The 12,899-nt window shown below is 67.0% G+C and carries 11 protein-coding genes; 4 read left to right on the plus strand and 7 right to left on the minus strand.

Annotated elements, in window-relative coordinates; all coding sequences use genetic code 11:
* Positions 1 to 6: 6 nt before the first annotated feature.
* From HDC94_RS01440 to HDC94_RS14845, 3 genes are all read left to right on the plus strand, one after another.
* Positions 7 to 1,047 carry a LacI family DNA-binding transcriptional regulator gene (locus tag HDC94_RS01440; RefSeq protein WP_179494211.1) on the plus strand — a complete coding sequence of 347 codons (1,041 nt, stop codon included), beginning with the start codon at positions 7 to 9 and terminating at the stop codon, positions 1,045 to 1,047.
* 9 nt (positions 1,048 to 1,056) lie between these two features.
* Entirely contained in the window at positions 1,057 to 1,341 is a 285-nt protein-coding gene (locus HDC94_RS01445; RefSeq protein ID WP_179494213.1) for a GNAT family N-acetyltransferase, read from the plus strand.
* Positions 1,342 to 1,831: 490 nt separating this feature from the next.
* A complete protein-coding gene (locus HDC94_RS14845) occupies positions 1,832 to 6,382 on the plus strand; it encodes a cell wall-binding repeat-containing protein (RefSeq protein WP_218870412.1) in 4,551 nt (1,516 codons plus the stop codon).
* Positions 6,383 to 6,608: 226 nt separating this feature from the next.
* On the opposite strand, the gene HDC94_RS01455 is transcribed toward HDC94_RS14845, so the two are convergent.
* From HDC94_RS01455 to HDC94_RS01485, 7 genes are all read right to left on the minus strand, one after another.
* Positions 6,609 to 7,394 (minus strand): heme ABC transporter ATP-binding protein, encoded by a 786-nt coding sequence (locus HDC94_RS01455; RefSeq protein ID WP_179494217.1) that lies wholly within the window; start codon positions 7,392 to 7,394, stop codon positions 6,609 to 6,611.
* Positions 7,391 to 8,449, minus strand: a complete 1,059-nt coding sequence (locus HDC94_RS01460) for an iron ABC transporter permease (protein WP_179494219.1) — start codon at positions 8,447 to 8,449, stop codon at positions 7,391 to 7,393. Before HDC94_RS01460 ends, HDC94_RS01455 begins: the two co-directional genes overlap by 4 nt.
* The gene (locus HDC94_RS01465) at positions 8,428 to 9,477 is read right to left on the minus strand and encodes a biotin/lipoate A/B protein ligase family protein (RefSeq protein WP_179494221.1); all 1,050 of its coding nucleotides are present in this window, start codon (positions 9,475 to 9,477) and stop codon (positions 8,428 to 8,430) included. Before HDC94_RS01465 ends, HDC94_RS01460 begins: the two co-directional genes overlap by 22 nt.
* Before the next feature lie 98 nt (positions 9,478 to 9,575).
* On the minus strand, positions 9,576 to 10,412 hold the full coding sequence (locus HDC94_RS01470) for a polysaccharide deacetylase family protein (RefSeq protein ID WP_179494224.1): 837 nt from the start codon (positions 10,410 to 10,412) through the stop codon (positions 9,576 to 9,578).
* A gap of 35 nt (positions 10,413 to 10,447) precedes the next feature.
* Positions 10,448 to 11,095 (minus strand): hypothetical protein, encoded by a 648-nt coding sequence (locus tag HDC94_RS01475; protein ID WP_179494226.1) that lies wholly within the window; start codon positions 11,093 to 11,095, stop codon positions 10,448 to 10,450.
* Between the two features lie 3 nt (positions 11,096 to 11,098).
* Positions 11,099 to 11,530, minus strand: coding sequence for an HIT family protein (locus HDC94_RS01480; protein WP_179494228.1), 432 nt, complete (start codon positions 11,528 to 11,530; stop codon positions 11,099 to 11,101).
* Positions 11,527 to 12,396 carry an alpha/beta hydrolase gene (locus tag HDC94_RS01485; RefSeq protein WP_179494230.1) on the minus strand — a complete coding sequence of 290 codons (870 nt, stop codon included), beginning with the start codon at positions 12,394 to 12,396 and terminating at the stop codon, positions 11,527 to 11,529. Before HDC94_RS01485 ends, HDC94_RS01480 begins: the two co-directional genes overlap by 4 nt.
* A gap of 75 nt (positions 12,397 to 12,471) precedes the next feature.
* Between HDC94_RS01485 and HDC94_RS01490 the strand changes: the two genes are divergently transcribed.
* Complete coding sequence (locus HDC94_RS01490) at positions 12,472 to 12,894, plus strand: MarR family winged helix-turn-helix transcriptional regulator (RefSeq protein WP_179494232.1); 423 nt, start codon at positions 12,472 to 12,474, stop codon at positions 12,892 to 12,894.
* The last annotated feature ends 5 nt before the right edge of the window (positions 12,895 to 12,899 follow it).

The raw sequence follows: 12,899 nt of genomic DNA on the forward strand, positions 1-12,899 counted from the left end.
ACGCTCATGACCATCGAGCGCCCCCTGCGGCGCGAAGCACCGACCCTCGAAGCGGTAGCCGCCGAGGCCGGTGTTTCGCGTTCCACGGTGTCGCGCGTGGTCAACGGCTCGAGTCACGTGAGCCCCGACGTGGTGCTGACGGTCAACGACGCCATCGAGCGCCTCGGGTACATCCCCAACCGGGCGGCCCGATCGCTCGCGAATCGCAGGACGATGGCGATCGCCCTCGTGGTTCCCGAGGATGTACAGCGCTTCTTCGGCGACCCCTTCTTCTCGGAGGTGATGCAGGGCATCATCACCGTGATCGAGGGCAGCGACTACGTGCTCAACCTGCAGCTCGCGAAACCCGACGCACCATCGTCGAAGACGATCCGCTACCTCCTCGGCGGCAACGTCGACGGCGCGATCGTGGTCTCGCACCACTCCGGCGACGAGTTCTTCACGCGACTGGATGCCACGATCCCCGTGGTCTTCGGTGGCCGTCCGTTCCACCCTGAGACAGGCGACAGCGCGACGCCCGACAACAACTACGTCGACGTCGACAACTCCGCCGGCGCCGCGCTCGGTACGCGCCACCTCGTCGACCTCGGACGGCGAACGATCGGTACGATCGCCGGCCCCGCCAATATGCAGGCGGCCGTCGACCGCAGGGACGGCTGGGCGAGCGCTCTCGGTGAGGCCGGGCTCGATGCATCCCTCGTCGCCTACGGTGACTTCAGCATGGGCAGCGGCGCAGCCGCCATGCGGGAGCTGCTCGAGCGCAACCCGGACATCGACGGCGTGTTCGTCGCGAGCGACCTCATGGCGAGAGGGGCGATCTCGGTGCTGCGCTCGCAGGGCAGACGGGTGCCAGAGGATGTCGCGGTCGTGGGCTTCGACGACAGCTCCGCCGCCACCAACGGCGAGATCGGCCTGACCACTGTGCACCAGCCCTCCCGCCAGATGGGGACCGAGATGGCGCTCATGCTTCTCGACCTCCTCGGCGGCGAGACAACCGAACGCGCGCGCGTGCTGCCGACCCGTCTGGTGGTCCGCGAGAGCGCGTAGGCTGTTTGCATGGCTACCGAGGTTGTGCAGGATGTGTCGATGAGCAGGTTCGAGCTGCTCGTGGATGGCGTGCAGGCCGGGATCTCCGACTACGTGCAGGACGACGAGAAGATCGTCTTCCTGCACACCGAGATCGATCCCGCCTTCCGTGGCCAGGGCCTCGGTGACGAGATCGCTCGTGGTGCCCTCAACCTCGTGCGCGCCGAGTCGAGCCGTCGAGTGGTGGCGCGGTGTCCCTTCATCAAGAAGTGGATCAGCGAGCACGCCGACTACCAGGACCTGCTCACCCGCTGATTTCCCCTCGCGCCATCACAGCATTCGGCTGGGGGCGCGTTATCAATTCGTTATGAATTGTCCTTGTTGTTTCTTCCGGCGTGTCGCAACGAAACACCCCGAGCTCGCGCTGTCGTAGGCCCCTGGCCGAGCGCAAATACTGTGCGTTGCCGTGCACAAAAACTGCGTCGCATGGTGCGATTCGCAATAACCTGCCGCAACTAGCGGCATTCTCGCACGTAGATTGCGCTATGAACACTCTGTATGGAACAGATAGTTCCACCCAGAAAAGTGACCTTTTATTTGTTACATGCCGAAACAAAGAGGAAACTCGTCGCCCCTATTTTCGCCGGAGAAGTACCTCTTTTCCTGCTTGGGCGCCTTTTTTCAAGCGGGAACCCTCCAGTCCCCATCCCACTGCACACCAGGAGTCCCCGTGACACGATCTGGCTTTGCGCGTCTTCGCGCGCTTGCCCTCATTCCTCTGGTAGTTGCGTCGATGCTGCTGCCCGTGGCAGCAACCAGCGCGTCCGCCGCGCCGGTTCCCACGGCCATCACCGACGTCGCATCCGGACTTCCCGACCCGATGGACCGCGGCAGCTACACGCCAGCGGTCATCCAGGAGACCAAGCTCGGCCTGGTCTCGCTCCAGGAGCCGAGCTCCTCGGGCAGCGCACCGACCTCCGGAACGGCGCAGGCGCCCGAGAACCTGCAGATCCGCGGCCAGCTGTACTACCCGGCCGACCGCAGCGAGCCGTCGCCCGTGCTCGTGCTCGTGCACGGTAACCACGGCTCGTGTGACTCCGGTCAGAGCTCCTCAACGGCGACCTGTGCTGAGTACAAGCGCAATGAAGCTGGCTACGCCTACCTCGCGGAGAACCTCGCGACCTGGGGCTACACGACCTTCTCGGTTTCGCAGGACCAGATGATGATGCGCCAGGACAACAACAAGGGCAAGGGCATGCACCAGCGTCGCCTGCTCATCGCGGCGACCCTCGACGCCCTGAGCGCGGCCAACGAGCCCGGTGGTCTCCCCGTCGACGCCGACACGACAATCGGGACGACCCTCGTGGGCAAGCTCGACATGACCCGCATCGGTCTCATGGGCCACTCGCGCGGTGGTGACGGTGTCACGAGCTTCATCGACTACAACCGCACCCGCACCGATGGCCCGCGCTACCCGCTCCGCGGTGTGATCTCGCTCGCCCCGGTGGACTACGAGCGCAAGGCGCCGTACGGCGTTCCGTACATGACGATCCTCCCCTGGTGTGACGGCGACGTCTCCAACCTCCAGGGTGCACGCTTCTTCGAGCGCGGCCAGTACGTCAACGGCGACAACGCGTTCCCACTCATCCAGTCGTCCCAGCAGGGCGCGATCCACAACTGGTACAACACCGTGTGGTTCGCCGACGGCAGCCAGGATGGCGGAACTGTCGTGGATGCCGCGTGTGGAAACTCGCAGCCGGACACCAACAACAACGTCCAGCCGAACAACCTCCGACTGAGCGGTGCCGCGAGCTACGACCCCAAGTCGTACGTGGTCAACAACTCGGACACCTACAACCCGCTCGTCAACACCAAGATCTCCGGTGACGCCGAGCGCATGGGTGACCAGGAGAAGGTCGGCCTCGCGACGATGTCGGCATTCTTCCGCCGCTACGTCGGTGGTGAGGGCGCGTTCGAGCCGTACATGACGGGTGAGCTGTCGAACACCGACTCGCACCTGCAGATCCCGGCATCCGCCTGCCCCACGAGCGTCTCCGCGACGCGGATCGAGTGTGAGGAAGTCGTCTCGACGAGCTACTTCCCGCCCGCATCCGAGCGCGTCGACCTCATCCGCCCCGAGGTGGAGAACCCGCTGACGCTCAACGCGCTCGGTGGTTCGCTCGAGGCCACCGGCTTCGCCTACCCGTACGTCGACAACGGCGGCGTCTCGCTGCCCGCCCCGACCGCGGGTGGAGTCGACTGGTGCAACCCGGAGCCCGACCACTTCGCTCCGAGCCAGCTCGGTCTCACCACCCAGCCCACGGGCGCCAAGGCGTGCCCGCTGCCCGGTAAGGCAGCTCTCGGTGGACAGAACGGCACGCGTGAGAACTCGCCCATCAACCACTCCTACGGCCGCCAGCTGGCCGTGGCGTGGGAGCCCACGTCCACTGCGACCCTGAAGGCGGAGATCCCCCTCGCGTCGAAGGACATGAGCGGACTCAAGGCTCTCTCGATGGGTGCCGACGTCAACTTCTTCGACACCCGCAACCCGGGCTCGACGCGGTTCGACTCGAACAACCAGCCCCTTCCGGTCGCCTACAGCCCCGCGTCGACGACGCAGGACTTCATGATCGTCCTCGTCGACACCGACGGGAACGAGGCGAAGGTCAACGCCGCCGACGAGCGCTGGGGCAACGCCCTGCACATGTCGACCGGTACCGCGACGGCGCGCACGCACATCGTGCTCGACCAGATCCGCGTTCCGCTGAGCGAGTTCTCCGCTCAGGGCGTCAACATCGCCTCGCTGGACCGCCTCGAACTGCGCTTCGGTGTGGACGGAACCCCGACCTCGGGATCCATCCAGCTCGCGGATGTTCGTTTCCAGGAGGCAGCGGCCGAGAAGCCGCTCATCCTCTCGGATGGCACCGCCCTCAACCAGGGAGCCGGCCACGGCGCCCCGGCCACCGGCCCGGACCCGGCGGACTACCTGTTCGACTACGACAACACGCCCGGTGAGATGACCCTCGTCGACACGACCGGAAACCCGGCATCGAACACCACGTGGGTCGTCGACAACGACCGCGTGGAATGCCCGAACGCCAACTACACCTCGATCCAGGAGGCGATCAACTTCGCGTCGCCCTGGGACACGATCGTGGTGTGCGCCGGTACCTACGAGGAGAGCTCGACGCCGCTGAACAACACCGCGAGCCCCTCGCAGAGCGGGTCGAAGAACGGTCTGACCATCACCAAGCCGCTGCGCATCAAGGGTGCGGGCGCCGACAAGGTGACGATCATGCCCACGCAGACCCTCACCACTCTCGCCGGTACGGCACCGTACCTGCGTGACGGTGGCGGCAACGTGATCACGGTCTCGCGCCAGTCGCTCGGATCGACGGACACCAACGAGATGTTCCTCGACCTCTCCGGTGTGACCGTCTCCACGGGCAACGTCGCGGCCGAAGCGGGTATCGCGTACTTCGGTGCAGCGGGTCGCGTCTCGGACAGCGTCATCACCGCGGGAACCGCGGGAACCCTCGGCTGGGGCGTCGTGAAGACGGGCGTCATCCAGGGTTCCGGCAAGGGCACGGTCCAGACCGAGCTCACCGTGACCGACAGTGTGGTGACGGGCTTCGCGTCCGGCGGCATCCTGTTCGATGGCGGCCGCGGAACCGATGGCAACGCGGCGAACACGCAGCGTTCGGGAATCATCCAGCACGGTTACGTGACCAACACCGTTGTCACGGCACCGACCGGAACGACCCCCGAGGCCGGCATCAAGTACACCAACGGCTTCGACGGCTTCGTCAAGGGCAGCCGCATCACCGGTAACAACTACGGTGTGCTGCTGACCGACGCGAAGACGGAGACCGCTGACGCGCTCACGCTGAGCGGCAACGTCATCACGAGCAACGGGTTCGCCGTCTACAACGCGAATGCGGCAAACACCGCTGTTCGCGAGGGCGCTCCCGTCACCGTGAGCGGAAGCTACCTCGGCGCCGGCGACCCCGTCGTCGGTGGACCGGCTGACCCGGCGAACGGCATCGAGGCGATCTCCGGCCTCGACACCACGAGCTCGCCGACGGTCATCGTCACGGAGCGCGCGACGTCGACGATCGAGTCGGTGCCGACCGCGGCCGGAGCGATCACTGATGCAGCCCCGACCGCGTCGCTCATCGAGCCGGGAGGCGGCGAGCGCGTCCTCGTGGGCGAGTCGGTCACGCCGCTGGTCCGTGCGAAGGATGACTTCGCCGTCAGCTCCGTCACGCTGCTGGTCAACGGCAACCCCGTTGACACCGGTCTCGTGTCGCCGTACAGGTTCTCCTGGACGGCCAGCGAGGCCGACCGTGGCACGGAGGTCGTGTTCACCGCACTCGTCACTGACGCCAACGGAAACCAGACCACGTCCGACCCGATCACGGTGAACGTGCCGCGGGTCGACCAGGTCGTCGACCGTGTCGCCGGTGCCAACCGCTTCGAGACGGCAGCCAAGATCTCGCAGGCCGCCTACCCGGATGGTGCCGATGTGGTCTACGTCGCCAACGGTGACGTGTTCCCCGACGCCCTGTCCGCAGGACCGGCAGCAGCGTTCGAGGGTGGCCCACTCCTCCTGGTGCGCAGCACGTCGCTCCCGGCTGAGATCTCCGCGGAGATCACGCGTCTGGACCCGAGTCGCATCGTGGTCGTCGGTGGCATCCCGTCGGTGAACGCAGCGGTGTACACCGAGCTCTCGGGCTTCGTCGAGGCAGACCAGATCAAGCGCATCGCCGGTGTCGACCGCTACGAGACCTCGCGTCTCATCGCGGAGGACACCTTCGGTGAAGCCGGATCGACCTCGGCCTACCTCGCAACGGGAGCGAAGTTCCCCGACGCGCTGTCGGCCGGTGCCGCAGCTGGTGCGGCGGATGCCCCGGTCATCCTGATCCGCGGCAGCGAGGCCAGCCTCGACGACGCGACGGGAGACCTCCTCGAGGATCTCGGGGTGACGCGCATCCGAGTGCTGGGTGACGCCGCGTCGGTGACGGACTCGCTGTACGACGACATCGACAACATCACGCCCGACACGACCCGACTGGCTGGACCCAACCGGTACGAGACGGCGCGAGTGATCAATGCCGACTCGTTCACGTCAGCGGACCACGTGCTGCTGTCGACCGGATCGAACTTCCCTGACGCTCTCGCCGGCTCGGCGTGGGCCGCGAAGAACGGGCTGCCCGTGTTCCTCGTGAACACGAACTGCATCCCGCAGGGAGTTCTCGCCGACATCGAAGCGCTCGGCGCGACGAAGGTCACCCTGCTGGGTGGCATCCCGTCGCTGAGCACTGCGGTGGAGGAGTTCACGGCCTGCGAGGCGTAGTCACAGCGCAGAAGTAACACAGCAACGCCAGGGGCGGTGGGGAAACTCACCGCCCCTGGTGGCGTTAAGGCACGGGCATCCGCGAGCGCTCGGTCTCGCACCACGCGACCGTCACAACGTTCCGGAGGATGACGCGCCGCCGAGCGGTGCGGTTGCCTCGGTGTCGCGGCGCGCCATCCTCCGAAAGTGCGACGGAGTCGGGCGGAGGGATGCCGCGTAGCCTCAGCTAGTCGCGGGTGGGGACGACCACGGGGCGGCCGTCGACGAGGTGCAGCGTGACCGGGAGGCCGTAGACACGCTCGACACGCTCGGCCGTGAGCACCTCCGCCGGCAACCCGAGCGCCTCGAGGCGGCCACCCGAGACAAGTGCGATGCGGTCGGCGTAGGCACCAGCGAGACTCAGGTCGTGGAGCACCACAACGACGGCGCACCCGTTCGAGGCGAGCGCCCGCGCCTGGCGCATCACGTCCTCCTGGTGGCGGAGGTCGAGAGCCGCGGTCGGTTCATCGAGGAAGACTATGGGCGCCCGCTGCGCGAGAACCCTCGCGAGCGAGACGCGGGCACGTTCTCCGCCGGAGAGGGCGGTGTAGCGGCGCTCGGCGAGATGGGTGACGTCCGCGGCATCCATCGCCTCCTGCACCGCCTGGATGTCGTCGCGCCCCTCGACAGTCCGCGCCCACGGGCTGCGACCCATCGACACCACCTCGACGACGCGGAACGGGAAGCTCACCTGGTTGTCCTGGGTGAGAACACTGCGCAGCCGCGCGAGGTCGGCGTGCCGGATGCCACCGAGCTCCCGCCCATCGAGCGTGACACTCCCGCGGCTCGGCCGCCGTTCGCCGCTGAGTACCCCGAGGAGGGTGGACTTGCCTGCGCCGTTCGGTCCGACGAGTGCGAGCACCTCGCCCTCGTTCACGCCGATCGTGATGTCGTGGAGCACCGTGTGCCCATCGAGCTCGACCCCGACGGACTCGGCGACGATGCGGGAGGTGACGTTGGTGGCGCCGGTCATGCCCAGCCCCCGCTCCGCTTGCGCTGGCGCAGCAGCAGGAAGAAGAAGAACGGACCACCGACGAGCGAGGTCACAAGACCGATCGGCAGGTCGGCGCCGGTCACGACCGATCGCGCGATGAGGTCGGAGTAGACGAGAAGGGCGCCACCGCCGAAGGCGCTCGCGATGAGGAGCGCGCGGTGAGCGGGGCCGATGATCATGCGGATGAGGTGCGGTACGACGAGCCCGACGAACGCGATGATGCCGACGAAGGCGACCGCGACACCCGTGAGCAGGGCCACGAGCACGATGGAACCGATGCGCAGCCCCTCGACGTTGACGCCGAGGTGACGCGCGTTGCGTTCACCGAGCGTGAGCAGGTCGTAACGGCGACCCAGGGCGACCGCGACGAGCGTGCCCACGACGGCGACGGGCAGCACGACGATCACCTCACTCCACAGCGAACCGTTGAGCGAACCGAGCTGCCAGAACACGATCTGCTCCCGGCTGCCGGAATCGGCAACAAAGAGCAGGAACGCGAGCCCGGCACCGCCGAACGCGTTGACGGCGATGCCGGTGAGGAGCAGGGTCACGACCTCGGTGCGGCCATTGGCCCGCGCCATGAGGTAGACGAGAAGGGTCGCTCCCAGGCCACCCGCGAACGCGAAGACGGCGATGCTCCCGCTTCCGAAGGCCGCGACCCCGAGGACGATCGCGACGGCCGCCCCAAACGCGGCTCCCGCGGAGACTCCGACGACACCCGGCTCGGCGAGGGGATTGCCGAAGATGGCCTGCATCACGGCACCGGCCACGGCGAGCGCTGCACCCACGGCGAGCGCCATCACGATGCGCGGGAAGCGCACGATCCACAGCGTCGACTCCACGATCGGGTCGGTCGGAGCCCAGCCGTTCGGGATGCCCATCCCCCGCAGCACGGAACCGACGACCTCCGCCGGACTCACCGCGAGCTGCCCGAGCACCGCGGAGAGCACGATGCCACCCACGAGCACGACGGCAAGCCCCGCTGTGAGGAGGATGTATCGACCCCGATGACTCACGGAACCCGGTACAGCCATTCCTGCGTGCCGAACTTCTCCTTCACGAGCTCGTCGGCACGGGCGGACTCCTCCGGCGTGATCTCGCTGGGGGTGAGGCCGTAGAGCGTGCGGAACGTCTCGACCATACGCTCGATGATCTCCTCACGGGGCAGGCCGGTCTGGCTGCGCAGCGGGTCGACGCGCTTGTTCGCGCTCACGACACCCTTGTCGCTGATCTTCTCGCGGCCGATCCTCAGCACCTCGACCATGCGGTCGCCGTCCATGTCGTAGCTCATCGTGACGTGGTGGAGCACGGCTCCGGTTCCGAGGCGCTTCTGGGCGGCTCCACCGATCTTGCCCGTCGGGCTCGTGATGTCGTTGAGGGGCACGTAGCTCGCGCCGATGCCGAGCGACTTGAGGGCGGAGATCACCCACTCGTCGAGGAACGCGTAGGAGTCCGCGAAACTCATGCCCTGCACGAGATCGGTCGGGGCGTAGATCGAGTACGTGATGACGGTGCCGGCCTCCATGAACATGGCGCCGCCGCCGGAGACACGGCGCACGACGTCCATGCCGTACTTGGCGGCGTTCTCGAGGTCGACCTCGTTCTTGACGGACTGGAAGCTCCCGAGCACGACGGCCGGGCGGTCCCACTCCCAGATGCGCAGCGTGGGCTTGCGGCGGCCCGCGCCGACCTCCTCGGCGAGCACCTGGTCGACAGCCATCTGCACGACCGGCTCGAGCGGCGGGCCCTGGATGAGCTGCCACTCGTAGTCCCGCCAGTCCGTGGCCTTCTGGAGGGCGCGACGCACGGTGGTCGCGACGGCCTCGGGGGAGAACCCCAGCAGGAGGGCATCGGAGGGAAGGCCGGAGCGGACCGCGGCTGCGATGGTGGCGGCATCCGACTCGGCGGACAAGCCGTTGATCGCCGCGTTGATCGCGTCGAGGGCGGAGTCGGGTTCGAGGAAGAAGTCGCCAGCGAGGCGCACGTTCGCGAGCGCGCCATCGACGACATCGAGATCGACCACGACGAGCTTGCCGCCGGGCACCTTGAATTCTCCGTGCATCGTAAGCCTCCTGGAGCGGCCCGGGTATCGCGCGGTGCAGCGCGGCCGCCTTAGGCAAGCCTAATCTGTCGGCGTGCGGCAGCGCCGGGCCTTCCGACCTATACGGGCCTCGTGAAGACGTCGTCGAGAGTGACCGGTTGCAGCCCACGATCGCGGAGGATGCCCGTGAGCTGGGGCATCACGCCCACGACCGTCGGGTAGTTGGCGTGACCGATCACGACGTGCTGCGGGAGGAGCCATTCGGTGGCGTACTGGAGCAGCTCGGGTTCGGCGATCAGCCCGGAGTCGGCGAGCGATCCGTACCAGAGCGCGCAACTCGTGTACCCGATCGAGGATGCCGCGGCCAGTACCCGATCGTCGTACCGGCCGAACGGCGGGCGAAAGTAGGGCTTGCCGCTCACACCGAACGTGGACTGGAGGAACTCGTCGGTCATCGAGAGCTCGTCCACGACCTGCTGGTCACTCGCCGTCGTGAGGTCGACGTGCGACCACGTGTGGTTGGCCATCTGAACCCGCCCGTCGGCGATGAGCGGGGCCAGGGTCGCGGCGTTCTCCGACCACGATGGCAAGGACGCCGTGACGAAGAAGGTGACGCGCATGCTCGTCTCCTCCGCCCAACGCGCGTAGCCCGCCACAGTCTCCGAACTGCCACCGTCGTCGACCGTGAGAGCGATCAGGTTGCCCTCGCCAGGCAGGTCTGTGATGAGATCAGGGGCGGGACGCCGCTCCAGGCTCGGCGTCGCGAAGTCGAACGGGAGCGGTAGGGGCTCCGGGATGCTCGGGGGATTCCGACGCGGATGCACAAGCGTCGCGGACGCCCTCGGGATTGGCGCGGGCTGTGCAGCGGGAGCACCCGTCAGCCGCCCAGCAACGAAGGACACCGCGCCGGCACCCGCGAGCCCGAGCGCCCCCATGAGGAATGTCCGCCGTCGCACGGCCAGACTCTACGCCTTGTGAATGCCTTTCGGCATCAGCCGAGCGGATGAGTCTCGTCAGGCGCTTCCACCTTCGCCGGGACTTCGAGAATCCTCGTGATGTCGTTCGCGAGCGCCTCGACGTCCGTGCGTGATGCGGGGAACATACCCCCCGGGCCTCGCCCGAACACGGGTAGGGGCAGCACGACGGGGTCCGAGGCGGCATCCTGACTGACTCGGATCTCGATTCCGGCCTGGTTCGTGTACGTCCCGGTCAGGTGAGCTGCGCGCCCATCGACGAGGGCCTGCCGCGGGATATCGATGATCGTCTGAGGCCGCAGCGAGGACCCACCGACGATCCTCAACCCATCGCGGTCGATCACCACGCTCAGCACCATCGGCATGTTTCGGCTGACGTACCTGCCGGTCAGCTCGGAGAGCGCGGGAATGAGACCGTGGTCGCGGCCGGTTGTCCAGGACACCGCATCCTTCGATTCCTGCCTCAGCTCGCGGTTTCGCTTTCGCGCGCTAGTGCCCACCGCGGCGAGAATCGCTGCGAATACGGCAAGTATGCCCACGAGGAGAAGTGCGAGCTTCCACCCCAACGACGGGGATTCTGCTCGGTTGATGGTGACGACGAGGTTCACCACACTCAGGGCGATAAACGCGACCCACAGCGCTCCAGCCAGCCACATGCGGTGCACCCGCTACCCCCACTCCGGCACGAACTCCCCGTGGCCGTCGGCGATGAGCCTGGCCCTCAGACGCTCGGCTGCGGCATCCAGGTCCGCGGCCTTCGCTCCGCGATCGATCCCGGTGTGGCTGTACTCGAACACTGTCCACGACGGCCAGACGTGCAGGTGGGAGTGCGGCACCATGTAGCCCTCGTACATGAGGCCGACGCGGGGCGAGTTCCACTCGGCCTGCTGGGCGAGCCCGATGATGCGTCCGACCCGGAAGATGTGCATCGCGACCTCCTCGGGGAGGTCAGTCCACTTGTCCACCTCCGCGACGGGGATCACCAGGGCGTGGCCGGGGCGTCGGGGTTCGATCGTAAGAATGGCGAAACACGTGTCGTCGCGCCAGAGGAAGCGGCCGGGCGCAGTGCCCTCGAGGATGTGGGTGAAGACGGAGCTCATGAGGTGAGGCGGGAGTCCAGCCACTCGATGAGTTCTGCAACGACCTCGTCGCGATTGGTCTCGTTGAAGACTTCGTGACGCGCACCCGGGTAGACGATGGCCGTGACATCCGTGAGCTTGGAGCGCTCCACGTAGTCGCGGGCAAGCTTCTCGATGCTCTTCTCGCCTCCGAGCGAGTCCTCGCTGCCGATCATGATGAGCACGGGGATGTCGTGCTCGATGTTCTTGGCTGGGCGGCCGAGGAGGCGCAGCCCCTCGCGAATGCCGAACAGCTTGGATGCTGCGGCGTAGAAGTTGAGCGGATCCTCCGAGAACGCGGTGTGCACGGACTCGTCGCGGCTCAGCCATTCGTTGCCCGTCGTGCCGAGGTGTTTGTGGTTCTTGTTGAGGTCGCCGGAGTTCATGTCGGTGAGCGTGCGGTACGCGGTGCCCGTGAGCACGATGCCGTCGTAGTTCTGCGAACTCGTGTTGATGATGCTCTGCAGCATGAGCGAGCCCCAGGACTGCCCGAGCGCCACGAGGGGCACCTCGGGGTTCTCGGCACGGATGATGCCCGTGAACTGCTCGATGGCGGCAATCGTCGCGCGCATCCCGCCGACGCCGAGACGACCGAGCTTGCTCGTGTCTCCGTTGTACTGCTCCATGCCGGTACGACCGTGGCCGCGGTGGTCGTCGGCGTAGACCGAGTAGCCGGCGTTGACGAGTTCGCGGGCGAGCTTCTGGTAGCGGTTGGCGTGCTCGCCGAGACCATGAAGGAGCTGAATGACCCCCTTGGGCTTCGCCGCCTTCCACGCGTAGTAGTAGATCGTGACGCCCTGCGCATCCACGTACGTTGCGTCATGCCTGACCGGGACAAATGTGGGCATGGCTGCCTCCTCGCTGTGTCCATGCTACGGGCGGAGGGAATAGTTAGCGCAACTAATTTGCTATGCTAAGTAATGATGACCGACTCTCCTGACACTGCCGACGACCTGCGCATCGCCGTGATGCGCCTCGCCCGGCGCATGCGCATCGAGCGCGTCGACGGGGATGTCACGGACGGCCAGCTCTCCGTACTCTTCGTGCTCGCCAAGCACGGGCCGCAGACCGCCGGTGCCCTCAGCGAGCACGACCGCGTGAGCGCACCGTCAATGACGCGCACCGTGAGCGCGCTCGTCGATGCCGGCCTCGTGTCGCGCACCGCGGCACCCGACGACGGGCGCAAGGTGCTCGTCGACCTCACCGAGACGGGACGACGGATCGTCACCGAGACGCGGGAGCGTCGCATCGCCTGGTTCACCCGACAGCTCGAGAGCCTCAGTGCCGATGAGCAGCGCACACTGTTGGCGGCAACACCGATCATCCGCGCGCTCGCCGACTCGTGAGCGCG

The organism is Leifsonia sp. AK011, from assembly GCF_013410945.1.
In the GTDB taxonomy this organism is placed as follows: domain Bacteria; phylum Actinomycetota; class Actinomycetes; order Actinomycetales; family Microbacteriaceae; genus Rhodoglobus.